We start from the raw sequence: 15139 nt of genomic DNA on the forward strand, positions 1-15139 counted from the left end.
ATCGTCATGTGGGTGGCACTCTCTTACGCATGCTGGGGCATCTCGATCGTGCTCGCGCTGTGGATGCTCTACGACTGGTTCAAGATCGACACGACCTATTCCGAAGAGATGCTGACCTCGTCCAGGGAAGGCGAACTTGAAGCCGTGTCCGAAAAACACCGGATCTGAGTGGGGGATTGAGCGATGACGATCACGGCTGAACCAGCGGTGCAAGTGCAGGGCGACAGGGTTTCACTGCTCAGGGTGCTTGGCCCCGCCCATGTCTGGGCGCTCGGCGTCGGCATCGTTCTGGTCGGCGAATTCACCGGCTGGAATTTCGCGGCGGACAAGGGCGGCGCGCTGGCGGCGCTGATCGTCTGCTGGATCGTCGGCCTGCTCTACACCTCGGTCGCGATGATCGATTCCGAAGTTACCTCGACGGTTGCCGCCGCCGGCGGCCAATATGCGCAGGCCAAGCACATTGTCGGGCCGCTGATGGCCTTCAACGTCGCGCTGTTCCTGGTCTTTGCCTACACCATGCTCGAAGTGTCGGACGCGATCCTGCTCGGCGACACCATCGTCGCCAAGGCCGGCGTCGAGGGCCTCAACCACAATTCCTTCATCGCCGCGACAATCGTCGTGCTGGCATGGCTGAACTATCGCGGCGTGCTGATGACGCTCAACGTCAACTTCGTCATCACCGCCATCGCCTATGTCTCGATCGTCATCCTGTTCTTCTCGGTCAGCCCGTGGACGCAAGGCGCCGTGCTCAAGCTCAACGAGTTGGTGACCCCGGGCAACGCCCTGCCCTACGGCTGGATCGGCGTCATCGCCGCCTTCCAGTTCGGAATCTGGTATTATCTCGGCATCGAGGGCACCACGCAGGCCGCCGAGGAAGTGCGCTCGCCGGCGCGCTCGCTGCCCTACGGCACGATGGCCGGTATGATCACGCTTCTGATCGCCGCCGCCATGACCTGGTATGTCTGCGCCTCGATGATGCCCTGGGAATATCTCGGCATCACCTATTATCCGCTGTGGGATGCAGGCAAACTGACCGGCAGTGCGCTGCTGGAGAACCTGTTGTTCATCGCGACGCTGCTTGCCGCGCTCGCCTCCGCCAATGGCTGCATCAACGACGCCGCGCGCGCCTGGTTTTCGCTCGGCCGCGACCGCTATCTGCCGACCTGGTTCTCGGCGGTGCATCCGAAATACCGCACGCCCTATCGCTCGATCCTGTTTCTGCTGCCGATCGCGCTCGCCTTCGCCTTCATCGCCGACCTCAACCAGGCGATCACCTTCTCGATCCTGTCGGGCGTGCTGCAATACACTTTCATGAGCATCAACATCATCATGTTCAGGAAAAAGTGGCCGCTCGGCTCGATCCGCCGCGGCTACACCCATCCGTTCCATCCGCTGCCGGCGATCGTCTTGTTCTGCCTTTGCGTGGTCACCTTCTTTGCGATCTTCCTCGGCTTCGGCTCGCAGCTGATCGCCATGGTCGCCTTCTACTTCCTGATCTCGCTGTGGTTCCACTTCTACCGCTACAAATTCGTGCGCCGTGGTGCCCAGTTCACCATGCCGTGGCCGAAGCCGCAGGGCTACTGACGGCGCGCCCGGTCTGGGCGGGCATTTGCGTGACGAGGTGCGTTAGGTGATCTCAGCATTGCTCGCCGGGGCGGTTGCCCTGGCTCTCGTCCTCCATATAGCCTGGCTTGCGCGGGCCAGCCGCGCCAAGGCTTCGACCGGGCTTGCCGCCGACGAAGCCGGCGTCCGCGTCGTCGTCCCCGACGCGGCCAACGTCTCGGACGGCACTGCCGGCGTCGTCACCTTCGCCGGCTCGTGGAACGGCCGGCGGGTGCAGGTGCGGACCATCGTCGACACGCTGGCGATCAGGAAGCTGCCGGCGCGCTGGCTTAGCGTTTCGATCACCGAAAAGGTCGCGATACCAGGCACTTTCGATATGATGATGCGGCCGGGATCGCCGACGACTTTTTCCAATTTCGATCATCTCGTCCACCCGCTGCCGAAGGCGGCGGGGTTTCCGGCCGAGGCGGTGCTGCGGAGCGACCGCAAGGGCGTGCGCTTCCCCGAAGCCATCATCGCCGGCCACCTCGATGTCTTTGCCGAGGAGCGCGCCAAGGAATTGCTGATCACGCCGAACGGCGTGCGCATCGTCTGGCTGCTGGCCGAGGCCGAGCGGGCGCGCTACGGCGTATTCCGGCAAGCCGAATTCGGCACGGTCAGGCTCGATCCGGTGCTGATCGAGAGGCTGCTGTCGTCGGCTTCGGCGCTGCGCGATGCCATCAATCAAAGCGAACGGCAAGCGGCATGACCAGCCAGATCACCACCTCCCCCGCACCACCGAGCCCCTATCTGGTTCTGGGCGCTGCGATCGTTTTGCCGGCGAGCGGGCATGTCGTGCTCGGCGTGCCGGTGCGCGGCCTGCAATTCCTGTTCTTCATGGTGATCCTCGCCTGGGTCACCGCCAAGATCGCGCCGCCCGACGCCAGCTTCGTCGGACGCCATGCCGGCGGCTTCCTGATCTATGCCCTGTCGATCCTGGATGCCTACAAGATCGCCCGCATCCGCTATGCCAAATGGGTTCACAATGGCGGCCAGCGCAGCGATAGTGCGGCCGGCGGCGCCTCAGCCGATATATAACGACAGGAAAATTTTTTTCATACCAATTGAATTCCCGGGACTCATTCGATACATCTCGGAGGGAACAAACTCGCGGAGGCTGACATGTGCGGAATCGTCGGACTGTTTTTGAAGGACAAGTCGCTCGAGCCCCAGCTTGGCGCGATGCTGTCGGAGATGCTGATCTCGCTCAGCGATCGCGGTCCCGACAGCGCCGGCATCGCCATCTATGGCGCGCCCTCCAATGAAGCCAAGATCACCATCCAGTCGGCCAAGCCGGAGCGCGATTTCCGCAGCCTCGACGCCGAACTCGCCAAGGCAATCGGCGCGCCGGTGAGCATTGCTGCGAAGTCGACGCATGCCGTGGTCCGGACGACGCCTGCCAAGATCGACGAAGCACGCGAGACGATCCAGGCGCTGCGCCCCGACATCCGCATCATGGGCGCCGGCGACGTCGTCGAAATCTACAAGGAAGTCGGCTTGCCCGAAGCGGTCGTCGACCGTTTCGGCGTCCGCGAGATGACCGGCACGCACGGCATCGGCCATACCCGCATGGCGACCGAATCGGCGGTGACGACGATGGGCGCGCATCCGTTCTCGACCGGCGCCGACCAGTGCCTGGTCCATAATGGCTCGCTGTCCAACCACAACAATGTCCGCCGCGAGCTGATCCGCGAAGGCATGACATTCGAGACCGAGAACGACACCGAGGTCGCTGCCGCCTATCTCTCCTCGCAGATGGCGCATGGCAAGAACCTCGGCGAGGCGCTGGAAGGCACGCTGAGTGATCTCGACGGGTTTTTCACCTTCGTCGTCGGCACCAAGAACGGCTTCGGCGTGGTGCGCGACCCGATCGCCTGCAAGCCCGCAGTAATGGCCGAAACCGACCAGTATGTCGCCTTCGGCTCGGAATATCGTGCGCTCACCAAACTGCCCGGCATAGACAATGCGAAGGTCTGGGAACCCGAGCCCGCAACCGTCTATTTCTGGGAGCATTGAACCAATGCCGGCAATTAACCTCTCCAAGGCGGCTCGCGAGCCGGGCCATGCGTCACGGGTCTTCGATCTGGCCGAAATGTCGCTGCGCGAGCTCAACCAGGCGCTGCACGATCTGGCGCCCGGTTCGAACGAGACCGCCTGGGAGGTGCTCCACCCGCGAGGCAGCCATTCGGTCGCCGTCGGCGTCGACCAGCCGGTCGCCATCGATGTGCGCGGCAGCGTCGGCTATTATTGCGGCGGCATGAACGACGGCGGCACCATCACCGTGCATGGCTCGGCCGGGCCCGGCGTCGGCGAGAACATGATGTCCGGCCAGATCGTCGTCAAAGGCGATGCCAGCCAGTATGCCGGCGCCACCGGCCGGGGCGGGTTGCTCGTCATCGAAGGCAACGCGTCGTCGCGCTGCGGCATCTCGATGAAGGGCATCGACATCGTCGTCCATGGCAATATCGGCCACATGTCGGCCTTCATGGCGCAATCCGGCAATCTGGTGGTGCTGGGCGACGCCGGCGACGCGCTCGGCGATTCCATCTACGAGGCGCGGCTTTTCGTGCGCGGCAAGGTCGAAAGCCTCGGCGCCGACTGCATCGCCAAGGAGATGCGGCCCGAGCATCTCGAATTGCTGCAACGCTTGCTCGACCGCGCCGGCGTGACCGGCGTCAAGGCGGCGGAGTTCAAGCGTTATGGCTCGGCTCGTACCCTCTACAATTTCAATATCGACAACGCCGACGCGTATTGAGGCTCAATGACCTATCGCAACCCGCCGACGACGCCGCGCAAATCCGCGACCTTCGACGACTACACGCTTTCCGAGATCCGCCGCGCCGCGGCGACCGGCATCTATGACATCCGCGGCGCCGGCGCCAAGCGCAAGCTGCCGCATTTCGATGACCTTCTGTTCCTCGGCGCCTCGATCTCGCGCTATCCGCTCGAAGGCTATCGCGAGCGCTGCGACACCAGCGTCGTGCTCGGCTCGCGCTATGCGAAGAAGCCGATCGAATTGAAAATCCCGATCACCATTGCCGGCATGAGCTTCGGCTCGCTGTCCGGCCCGGCGAAGGAAGCGCTTGGCCGCGGCGCGACGCTGTCCGGCACCTCGACGACGACCGGCGACGGCGGCATGACCGAGGAAGAGCGCGGCCATTCGAAGACGCTGGTCTACCAGTATCTGCCGTCACGCTACGGCATGAACCCGCGCGACCTGCGCCGCGCCGACGCGATCGAAGTGGTCGTCGGCCAGGGCGCCAAGCCAGGCGGCGGCGGCATGCTGCTCGGCCAGAAGATCTCCGACCGCGTCGCCGAAATGCGCACGCTGCCGAAAGGCATCGACCAGCGCTCGGCCTCGCGCCACCCCGACTGGACCGGGCCGGACGACCTCGAGATCAAGATCCTTGAACTGCGCGAGATCACCGACTGGGAAAAGCCGATCTACGTCAAGGTCGGCGGCGCGCGGCCCTATTACGACACCGCGCTTGCGGTGAAATCGGGCGCCGATGTCGTCGTCGTCGACGGCATGCAGGGCGGCACTGCGGCGACCCAGGAAGTGTTCATTGAAAATGTCGGCCAGCCGACGCTTGCCTGCATCAGGCCGGCCGTGCAGGCGCTGCAGGATCTCGGCATGCACCGCAAGGTGCAGCTGATCGTCTCCGGCGGTATCCGCAACGGCGCCGACGTCGCCAAGGCGCTGGCGCTCGGCGTCGATGCGGTGTCGATCGGCACGGCAGCGCTTGTCGCGCTCGGCGACAACGACCCGCGCTGGGAGGCGGAATACAACGAGCTCGGCACCACCGCCGGCGCCTATGACGACTGGCATGAGGGTCGCGACCCGGCCGGCATCACCACGCAGGATCCCGAGCTAATGAAACGGGTCGATCCGATTGCGGCCGGCCGACGGCTGGCGAATTATCTTAAGGTGATGACACTTGAGGCTCAGACAATCGCCCGCGCCTGCGGCAAGAACAGCCTGCACAATCTCGAGCCCGAGGATCTTGTGGCCTTGACGATCGAAGCCGCCGCCATGGCCGGCGTGCCGCTGGCCGGCACCAACTGGATACCGGGCAAGAACGGCTTCTAAGACAAACCAAATGCCAGTAAGCGAGGAACTATAATGGGGAACGATCTCGCCGCCTTCGCCAAGGAAAAGGGCGTCAAATATTTCATGATATCCTACACCGACCTGTTCGGTGGACAACGCGCCAAGCTGGTGCCGACGCAGGCGATCGCCGACATGCAGCGGGACGGTGCCGGCTTTGCCGGCTTTGCCACCTGGCTCGATCTGACGCCGGCGCATCCCGACATGCTGGCGGTGCCGGATCCGGCCTCGGTGATCCAGTTGCCTTGGAAGCCGGAGGTCGCCTGGGTCGCCGCCAACTGCATCATGGACGACAAATCGGTCGAGCAGGCGCCGCGCAACACGCTGAAGCGGTTGATCGCGGAGGCTGCTGGCGACGGCATGCACATCAAGACCGGCGTCGAGGCCGAATTCTTCCTGATCTCGCCGGATGGCAAGACGATTTCCGACGAATATGACACGGCGTCGAAGCCCTGCTACGACCAGCAGGCGGTGATGCGCCGCTACGACGTGATCGCCGAGATCTGCGACCACATGCTGGCGCTCGGCTGGGGCGCCTACCAGAACGACCACGAGGACGCCAACGGCCAGTTCGAGATGAACTGGGCCTTCGACGATGCGCTGGCGACCGCCGACAAGCATTCCTTCTTCAAATTCATGGTGAAATCGGTCGCCGAAAAGCACGGCCTGCGCGCAACCTTCATGCCTAAACCCTTCCAGGGCCTGACCGGCAATGGCTGCCATGCGCATATCTCGGTGTGGGACAAAGACGGCAAGACCAATGTCTTTGCCGATAATGCGATGGAGCTCGGCCTGTCGGCCAAGGGCAGGAATTTCCTCGGCGGCATCATGAAACATGCGTCCGCGCTTGCCGCCATCACCAACCCGACGGTCAATTCCTACAAGCGCATCAACGCACCGCGCACCATCTCCGGCGCCACCTGGGCGCCGAACACGGTGACCTGGACCGGCAACAACCGCACCCACATGGTGCGCGTGCCCGGCCCCGGCCGCTTCGAGCTGCGCCTGCCGGACGGCGCGGCAAACCCCTATCTGCTGCAGGCCGTCATCATCGCCGCCGGCCTTGACGGCGTCCGCTCGAAGGCCGACCCCGGCAGGCGCTACGATATCGACATGTACCAGTTCGGCCATACGGTCGAGGGCGCGCCGAAGCTGCCGCTCAACCTGCTCGACGCGTTGCGCGAGTTTGACAACGACAAATCGCTCAAGGCGGCGCTGGGTGAGGAATTCTCGTCGGCCTATCTAAAGCTCAAGCAGCAGGAATGGAATTCCTATGCTTCCCACTTCACCCAGTGGGAGCGCGACCACACGCTCGACATCTGATCCGGAATTGTTGCACGCCCGGCGCGAAACAGGTTCATGAAATACTCGATCTTCTCCCTCGCCCGGGCGGCATTTTCCGGCCACAAGAACTGGCAGCGCACCTGGCGCGACGCCAGCCCGGAGAGCCACTACGACGTGGTGATCATCGGCGGCGGCGGCCATGGCCTGGCGACGGCATGGTTCCTCGCCAGCGAATACGGCATCAGGAATGTCGCGGTGCTGGAAAAAGGCTGGATCGGCTCCGGCAATGCCGGCCGCAACACCACCATCATCCGCTCCAATTACGGGCTGCCCGGCAATACCGGTTTCTACGAGCTTTCGATGAAGCTGTGGGAACGGATGGAGCAGGACCTCAACTACAACACCATGGTCAGCCAGCGCGGCGTCATCAACCTCTACCATTCCGACGCGCAGCGCGACGCCTATGCGCGGCGCGGCAACACCATGCGCATCAACGGCATCGATGCCGAACTGCTCGATCTGGCGGCGGTCAGGAAGATGATGCCGTTCCTGAACTTCGACAATGCGCGCTTTCCAGTGCAAGGCGGGCTTTTGCAGCGACGCGGCGGCACGGCGCGCCACGATGCCGTGGTCTGGGGCTACGCGCATGCGGCGAGCGCGCTCGGCGTCGACATCATCCAGAACTGCGAGGTGACCGGCTTTGTCCGCGATGGCAGCGGCAAGGTGACCGGCGTCGAGACGAGCCGCGGCAGGATCGGCGCGGCCAAGGTCGGCATGGCGGTCGCCGGCTCCTCGTCGCGCGTCGCGGCGATGGCCGGCATGCGGCTGCCGATCGAAAGCCATGTGCTGCAGGCCTTCGTCTCCGAGGCGATCAAGCCGCTGATCCCCAATGTCATGACGTTCGGCGCCGGGCATTTCTACGTCAGCCAGTCCGACAAGGGCGGCCTGGTCTTCGGCGGCGACATAGACGGCTACAATTCCTACGCCCAGCGCGGCAATCTGCCTGTCATGGAAGACGTCTGCGAAGGCGGCATGGCGCTGATGCCGATGATCGGCCGGATACGGCTTCTGCGTCAGTGGGGCGGCATCATGGACATGTCGATGGACGGCTCGCCGATCATCGACAAAACACCGGTCGACGGGCTCTATCTCAACGCCGGCTGGTGCTATGGCGGCTTCAAGGCGACGCCCGGCTCCGGCCTGGTCTTTGCCCATCTGCTGGCGCGCGACGAGCCGCACAAGGAGGCTGCCCGCTTTCGCCTCGACCGCTTCCGGCGAGGTGCGATGATCGACGAAAAGGGCCAGGGCGCCCAACCGAACCTGCATTGAAGACTGGCTGAAGAAGCATGCGCATTGTCTGTCCCTTCTGCGGCGAACGCGAACTCGGCGAGTTCACCTATCTGGGCGACGCCAAGCCGGTGCGTCCGGCGGCCGGCGCCACCGAAGACGAGGTCTTCGACTACGTCTATCTGCGCGACAATGTCGCCGGGCCGATGAGCGAATACTGGTACCATGGCGGCGGCTGCCGAGCCTGGCTGAAGGTCGCCCGCAACACGCTGACGCATGAGATTTCCTCCGTCGAGCCGGCGGGCGGCGTTGGTGCAAGGCAGGCTGCAAGATGAATTCTGTCCAGGTTAGCGCCGCCCCTCACCTGCCTGCCGGCCTCCTCTCCCCGTATAGAGACGGGGAGAGGGGCGCCGCCATCGATTGTTTCGCCAATCATCGACGTTCCCTGAAAGGCGCCGAGGTTGCGGCCAGCCCCCTTCTCCCCGTCCCTATACGGGGAGAAGTGCCCGGCAGGGCGATGAGGGGCAGCGCGGCGCTCCTGCTTAAGGGCCAGCAAACGTGACCTCCAGCCAGCCCCATCGTCTCGTATCAGGCGGTCTCATCGATCGCGCCGCGCCGCTGGCCTTCCGCTTCGACGGCAAGAGCTTTGCCGGCTTCCAAGGCGACACGCTGGCCTCGGCGCTGATCGCCAATGGCGTCAAGCTGGTCGGCCGCTCGTTCAAATACCATCGGCCGCGCGGCATCCTGACCGCTGGTTCGGAGGAGCCCAACGCGCTGGTCGAACTGCGCAGCGGAGCGCGGCGCGAGCCGAACACCAAGGCGACCACGGCCGAACTCTATGACGGGCTCGAAGCCGCCAGCCAGAACCGCTGGCCGTCGCTGCGCCACGACCTGATGGCGGTCAATCAGCTGTTCGCGCCGATCTTCGTCGCCGGCTTCTACTACAAGACCTTCATGTGGCCGGCGAAATTCTGGGAAACGATCTACGAGCCAACGATTCGCCGCGCCGCCGGCCTCGGCCGCGCTGCAGGCGTCGCCGATCCCGACCATTACGACAAGGCGTGGGCGCATTGCGACGTGCTGATTGCCGGGTCCGGCCCGGCCGGGCTGGCTGCGGCACTGGCGGCCGGGCGCGGCGGCGCCCGCGTCATCCTGTGCGAGGAAGATTTTGCGCTTGGCGGCCGTCTGCTCGCCGACGGCGGCATGATCGACGGCGCGCCGGCGGCCGAATGGATTACGCGCACGCTGGCCGAACTCGCCGCACTGCACGATGTCCGCATCATGACCCGCACGACATTGTTCGGCGTCTATGATGGCGGCACCTATGGCGCCATCGAGCGGGTCAACGACCACCTGCCCTCGCCGCCCGAGCACCAGGTGCGCCAGCGGTTGTGGCGGATCGTGGCCAAGCGCTGCGTCGTCGCCGCCGGCGCCATCGAGCGACCGATCGTCTTTGCCGGTAACGACACGCCGGGCGTGATGATGGCTTCGGCTATGCGGACCTATGTCGCGCGCTACGCGGTTACCCCTGCCAGGAGGATCGCGCTGTTCACCAACAATGAGGATGGCTGGCGCACGGTCGAGACCGCGCTTGGCGCCGGTTTGCAGATCGCGGCGGTCGTCGATGCGCGCCCGGACGTCTCCGCCGTGCATCGAGCGCTTGCCGCCAAGGGCGGCTTTGCCGTGCTCAACGGCTCGGTCAGCGGGGTCGAAGGCGGCAAGGACGGGGTCCGGAAAATCGTGGTGGCGCTGACCGGCGGCGCACGGGCGGAAGTCGAAGCCGACGGGCTTGCCGTGTCCGGCGGCTGGAATCCGGCGGTCGGGCTGACCTCCTATCATCGCGGCCGGCCGAAATGGCAGGACGATATCGCAGCCTTCGTGCCGGATGGTGCGCCGCCCGGCATGATGGCCGTCGGCGCCGCCAACGGCGCCTTCGGGCTGGGCGACTGCCTGCGCCAGGGCTTTGCCGCGGGTGCTGCGGCAGCGCAGAGTGCTGGACGCGGCGGCAATGCCGGCACATCGCCGGTCGCCGACAGCGAGGCGTTTTCGCTGACGCCGCTTTGGTATGTGGCCGGCAAAGGGAAAGCCTTCGTCGATTACCAGCATGACGTGACCGCGTCCGACATCGAACTGGCGCAGCGCGAAGGTTTCGAATCGGTCGAGCATCTCAAGCGCTATACGACGCTCGGCATGGCCACCGACCAGGGCAAGACCTCGAACGTCGCCGGTCTCGCCATCATGGCGGCAATCAGCGGCAAATCGATCCCCGAAACCGGCACGACGATCTACCGCCCACCCTATGTGCCGGTCGCCATCGGCGCCTTCGCCGGCCATCATCGCGACGAAGACTTCCATGCGACGAGGCTGACGCCGTCGCATCACTGGGCAGCCGAACAGGGCGCGGTGTTCGTCGACACCGGCCTGTGGAAGCGCGCGCAATGGTATCCGCGCGCCGGCGAAAAGGACTGGCTGGAATCGGTCACCCGCGAGGTCAAGGCGGTGCGCTCCGGCGTCGGCTTCTGCGATGTCTCGACGCTCGGCAAGATCGACGTGCGCGGCCCGGATGCCGGCGCCTTTCTCGACCGCGTCTACATCAACACCTTCTCCAATCTCGCCGTCGGTAAAGCCCGCTACGGGCTGATGCTGCGCGAGGACGGCATCGTCTATGACGACGGCACGACGTCACGGCTGGCCGAGGACCGCTATTTCCTGACCACCACCACCGGCAAGGCCGGGCTGGTGATGCAGCATCTCGAATTCTGCCGGCAGGTGCTGTTCCCCGAATTCGACGTGCAGCTGACATCCGTCTCCGATCAATGGGCGCAGTTCTCGATCGCCGGGCCGAAGACCCGGGACCTGCTTCGGGAAATCGTCGATCCGGCGGAGGATTTGTCGAACGAGGGCTTTCCCTTCATGGGGGCGCGGGAAGTCACGCTTCGCGGTGGCATCAAGGCGCGGCTGTTCCGCATCTCGTTTTCGGGCGAAATGGCGTTCGAGATTTCGGTTCCCGCCCGCTATGGCGAGGCGCTGGTGCGCAATTTGATGCTGGCCGGCAAGCCGTTCGGCGTTACGCCCTACGGCACCGAGGCGCTCGGCGTCATGCGCATCGAAAAGGGCCATGTCGCCGGCCCGGAGCTGAACGGCACGACGACCGCCGCCGACCTCGGGTTGGGCAAGATGATGTCGACCAAAAAAGACTTCATCGGCCGCGTCATGGCCGGGCGCGAGGCGCTGATTGCGCCGGACCGGCAGGTCGTGGTCGGCATCAAGCCGGTCGACAAGACGCGCCGCCTGCGTTCCGGCGCGCATATTATCCCGAAGGGCGAGACGCCCGGTCCCGGCAACGACCAGGGCTACGTCACCTCGGTCTGCTTCTCGCCCATGCTCGACCAGTGGATCGGGCTGGCGCTTGTTGAGCGTGGCCGCGAGCGCATCGGCGAGATCGTCCATGCGCATGACCCGCTGCGCGGCGAAGACTACGACGTCGAGCTGTGCAGCCCGGTCTTCTACGATCCGGATGGAGGGCGCCAGCGTGGCTGAGTTTTCCTGGATTGCCCGCAGTCCGCTGGAGAAAGCGCTTGTTGTCGGCGCCTATGGCGCGCGCGGCACGGCGGCCGGCGTATCGCTCACCGAGATCCGCAATTTCGACCTGATCCAGGTGATGGCGCGGCGCGGCAAAGCGGCAGAACTGCCGAAGGCCGCCGAAACCCGCTTCGGCGTTGCCGCCCCGGAAACGCCCAAGGCGACCCGAACTCCCGACGCTACGCTGATCTGGTCGGGACCGGATCAGTTCCTGGTCCTGTCCAATGGCGGCAAGCACGCAAGCGAACCGCTGAGCCAGGCGTTTGCGCAATCCGCCTCGTTGTCCGACCAGTCGCATGCCCGCGCGCTGATCAGCGTTTCCGGAGAAAAGGCGCGCGCGATGCTGGCCAAACTGTCGTCGCTAGACCTGCACCCCGCGGTGTTCCCGGCCGGCACCGCTGCGGCGACCTCGGTCGATCACACCAGCATCAATCTCTGGCGCGCCAATGACCGGCCGGACGGACAGGCGGTGTTCAATCTTCTGGTGTTCGCCACCTTCGCGGAAAGCCTGTGGCATACGATGCTGGACGCTGCCGCCGAGTATGGCGTCGAGATCGGGCATTCCGAGGAATTGGGGTAGGATTGTGCGCCACCTTCCCTTCTCCCCTTGTGGGAGAAGGTGGCCGAGCGAAGCTCGGTCGGATGAGGGGTGCTCCAGCTTGGCTATGACGGCACTCCGTCCAACACCCCTCAACGTCTCGGCGCTGCGCGCCGATCCACCTTCTCCCACAAGGGGAGAAGGAAGAGGCGCGCGCCTCGCCTTCACTTGCCAACTCCGGCTCTTCTATCCTATTCTTCCCGCTAAAATAATTTCACACACAGGCAAACTTGTTTCTCGAAACCAAGGTTGAGATGAGCCAGTCGCCCTACCCCGCCGTCGTCGCCGGACCGCCCCGGCCGAGCCTGATCCTGCGGCCAGGCCAGATTACGCTGCCGGCCGGAATGGAGCGCTACACGGTTCAGGGCAATGGCGCGGTGCTGATCGAGGTCGAGGCCGGCGACATTGTCACCGTGCGCGATGTCGAGGGCGGGCAGGCCTGCGAGCTGCTGGCATGGGACAGCAGCGAGGCGGCCGATCCCGGCATTCTCGGCGAGAAATCGAACAGCAATGCCGCCGGCATCAAGGCGCTGCTGGCCGAAGGCGACCACAGCCTCGCATCCTTGCGCCGGGGGCTCGACCGGCGCCAGGTGCAGCTCGACCAGGCGAAGGCGGTTCGCGTTTTCGGCGGCGCCACCCCTGCCGGTACCGAACAGGCTTTTACCGTCGCCCGCGATGGGTCGATGCTGATTGCCGCGCCCGGCGGGCCGATGCTGGTCGACGGCCACGATACGGCGACGCCGCTTAGCGTCATCGTCCGCCGCGCCACCATCCGCCCGGCAGCGAAATCCAGGCTTGCCGACCCGCTGGCCGATCCCGTGCTCGACCTGCGCGTCCATTCGGCGACGGCGGAGGCCTACTTCGTCAAGGCGGGCGACTATCTGCAGATCATCGATGTCGACGGGCGCCAATGCACCGACTTCCAGTGCTTTTCGGCGCGCAAGCTGGACAAGGGCCGCGATCATCCGCTCGACGTGACGACGACGCGCACGCTGATGGGTTCGAGCTATCCGATGCCCGGTCTGCACTCAAAATACTACGACCAGGATATGGAGCCGCTGGTCGAGGTTGTGCAGGACACTTGCGGCCGCCACGATGCATTCGCGCTCGCCTGCGCGGCCAAATATTACGACGACATCGGTTATCCCGGCCATCCCAACTGCTCGGAGAATTTCAACCGCGCGCTGGCCGACAAGGGTGTCACGCCTCGCGCCGGCTGGATGGCGATCAACTTCTTCTTCAACACGGCCATCGACGCGCATGGCGTCGTGGTATCGGACGAGCCGTGGTCGCGGCCGGGCGACTACGTGCTACTCAAGGCGCTCACGGACATCGTCTGCGTCTCGTCCGCCTGCCCCGACGATACGACGCCGGCCAATGGCTGGAACCTGACCGACATCCATGTGCGAACCTATCCCGGCCAGCACAAATTCTCGCGAGCGATCGCCAGACGCATGACGCCCGATTCGGAACCGAAAATGACCCGCGAGACCGCCTTTCATTCGAGCTTTGCCAAGCACACCCGCAACTTCGTCGAGTACAAGGGCTATTGGCTGGCCAATTCCTTCGCCAGGCAAGGCCCGATCGCTGAATACTGGGCCTGCCGGCAGGACGCCGTGATCATGGACCTGTCGCCGCTGCGCAAGTTCGAGGTCACCGGGCCGGACTCCGAGGCGCTGCTGCAATACACGCTGACCCGCGACATCAAGAAGCTCGGCGTCGGCCAGGTCGTCTATTCCGCCATGTGCTACGAGCATGGCGGCATGATCGACGACGGCACGCTGCTCAGGCTCGGCAAGGATAATTTCCGCTGGGTCGGCGGCGACGATCTATCCGGCCAATGGCTGCGGGAAACGGCGCAAAAACTCGGCCTCACCGTGCTGGTGCGCTCCTCGACCGACCAGATGCACAATGTTGCCGTGCAGGGGCCGAAAAGCCGCGACATCCTGCGGCAGATCATCTGGACCTCGCCGCTGCAGCCGTCGATCGACGAGCTCGAATGGTTCCGTTTCGCCGTCGCCCGCATCGGCGGCGGCAACGGCATTCCGGTCGTTGTCTCGCGCACCGGTTACACCGGCGAGCTCGGCTACGAGATCTGGTGCCATCCGCGCGACGCCGAAAAGGTGTTCGACGCGATCTGGCAGGCCGGCCAGACGCACGGCCTGAAGCCGATGGGGCTGCAGGCGCTCGATATGGTGCGCATCGAGGCCGGGCTGATCTTTGCTGCTCACGAGTTTTCCGACCAGACGGATCCGTTCGAGGCCGGCATCGGCTTCACCGTACCGCTGAAGACCAAGAGCGACGATTTCATCGGCCGCGAGGCGCTGATCCGGCGCAAGGAAAACCCGCAGAAGAAGCTGGTCGGCCTCGACGTCGACGCCAATATCGCGGTCGGCCACGGCGACTGCGTGCATGTCGGCCGGGCCCAGATCGGCGTCGTCACCTCGGGCATGCGCTCGCCGGTGCTGAACAAGACCATCGCGTTGGCCAGGCTCGACGTCACGCATTCGGCGATCGGCACCGAGGTCGAAATCGGCAAGCTCGATGGTCACAGCAAGCGGCTGCCGGCGCGCGTCGTCGCCTTCGCCCATTACGACCCGCAAAAGACCAGGCCGCGCTCCTGATCGACGCTGTCTGGTTCTTCCCTTCTCCCACAACAAGGGGAGAAGGAAGACCGC

The 15139-nt window shown here is 64.9% G+C and carries 13 protein-coding genes; all 13 read left to right on the forward strand.

What is annotated here, in order from left to right; all coding sequences use genetic code 11:
• Positions 1–6 precede the first annotated feature (6 nt).
• On the forward strand, positions 7–168 hold the full coding sequence (locus NKI39_RS04335) for a hypothetical protein (RefSeq protein WP_023673991.1): 162 nt from the start codon (positions 7–9) through the stop codon (positions 166–168).
• Between the two features lie 15 nt (positions 169–183).
• Positions 184–1584 (forward strand): APC family permease, encoded by a 1401-nt coding sequence (locus NKI39_RS04340; RefSeq protein ID WP_352472309.1) that lies wholly within the window; start codon positions 184–186, stop codon positions 1582–1584.
• Between the two features lie 46 nt (positions 1585–1630).
• On the forward strand, positions 1631–2311 hold the full coding sequence (locus NKI39_RS04345) for a hypothetical protein (RefSeq protein ID WP_352542206.1): 681 nt from the start codon (positions 1631–1633) through the stop codon (positions 2309–2311).
• A complete protein-coding gene (locus NKI39_RS04350; RefSeq protein ID WP_352542207.1) occupies positions 2308–2640 on the forward strand; it encodes a hypothetical protein in 333 nt (110 codons plus the stop codon). The genes NKI39_RS04345 and NKI39_RS04350 overlap by 4 nt, the downstream gene beginning before the upstream one ends.
• Positions 2641–2724: 84 nt before the next feature.
• Positions 2725–3618 carry a class II glutamine amidotransferase gene (locus tag NKI39_RS04355; RefSeq protein WP_352542208.1) on the forward strand — a complete coding sequence of 298 codons (894 nt, stop codon included), beginning with the start codon at positions 2725–2727 and terminating at the stop codon, positions 3616–3618.
• A gap of 4 nt (positions 3619–3622) precedes the next feature.
• Positions 3623–4357, forward strand: coding sequence for a GltB/FmdC/FwdC-like GXGXG domain-containing protein (locus NKI39_RS04360; protein ID WP_352830811.1), 735 nt, complete (start codon positions 3623–3625; stop codon positions 4355–4357).
• A 6-nt stretch (positions 4358–4363) separates the two neighbouring features.
• The gene (locus tag NKI39_RS04365) at positions 4364–5692 is read left to right on the forward strand and encodes an FMN-binding glutamate synthase family protein (protein ID WP_023673984.1); all 1329 of its coding nucleotides are present in this window, start codon (positions 4364–4366) and stop codon (positions 5690–5692) included.
• A 33-nt stretch (positions 5693–5725) separates the two neighbouring features.
• Positions 5726–7033 carry a type III glutamate--ammonia ligase gene (glnT, locus tag NKI39_RS04370; RefSeq protein ID WP_352830813.1) on the forward strand — a complete coding sequence of 436 codons (1308 nt, stop codon included), beginning with the start codon at positions 5726–5728 and terminating at the stop codon, positions 7031–7033.
• Between the two features lie 36 nt (positions 7034–7069).
• Complete coding sequence (locus tag NKI39_RS04375; RefSeq protein WP_352830815.1) at positions 7070–8323, forward strand: sarcosine oxidase subunit beta family protein; 1254 nt, start codon at positions 7070–7072, stop codon at positions 8321–8323.
• Positions 8324–8340: 17 nt separating this feature from the next.
• Entirely contained in the window at positions 8341–8616 is a 276-nt protein-coding gene (locus NKI39_RS04380; RefSeq protein ID WP_352830817.1) for a sarcosine oxidase subunit delta, read from the forward strand.
• Positions 8617–8839: 223 nt separating this feature from the next.
• Positions 8840–11821, forward strand: coding sequence for a sarcosine oxidase subunit alpha (locus tag NKI39_RS04385; RefSeq protein ID WP_352830819.1), 2982 nt, complete (start codon positions 8840–8842; stop codon positions 11819–11821).
• The gene (locus tag NKI39_RS04390) at positions 11814–12443 is read left to right on the forward strand and encodes a sarcosine oxidase subunit gamma (RefSeq protein WP_352830821.1); all 630 of its coding nucleotides are present in this window, start codon (positions 11814–11816) and stop codon (positions 12441–12443) included. The genes NKI39_RS04385 and NKI39_RS04390 overlap by 8 nt, the downstream gene beginning before the upstream one ends.
• 272 nt (positions 12444–12715) lie before the next feature.
• Positions 12716–15085 carry a trimethylamine N-oxide demethylase gene (locus NKI39_RS04395; protein WP_352830823.1) on the forward strand — a complete coding sequence of 790 codons (2370 nt, stop codon included), beginning with the start codon at positions 12716–12718 and terminating at the stop codon, positions 15083–15085.
• The last annotated feature ends 54 nt before the right edge of the window (positions 15086–15139 follow it).

This window comes from Mesorhizobium sp. M0664 (genome assembly GCF_040320565.1).
Classification (GTDB): Bacteria; Pseudomonadota; Alphaproteobacteria; order Rhizobiales; family Rhizobiaceae; genus Mesorhizobium.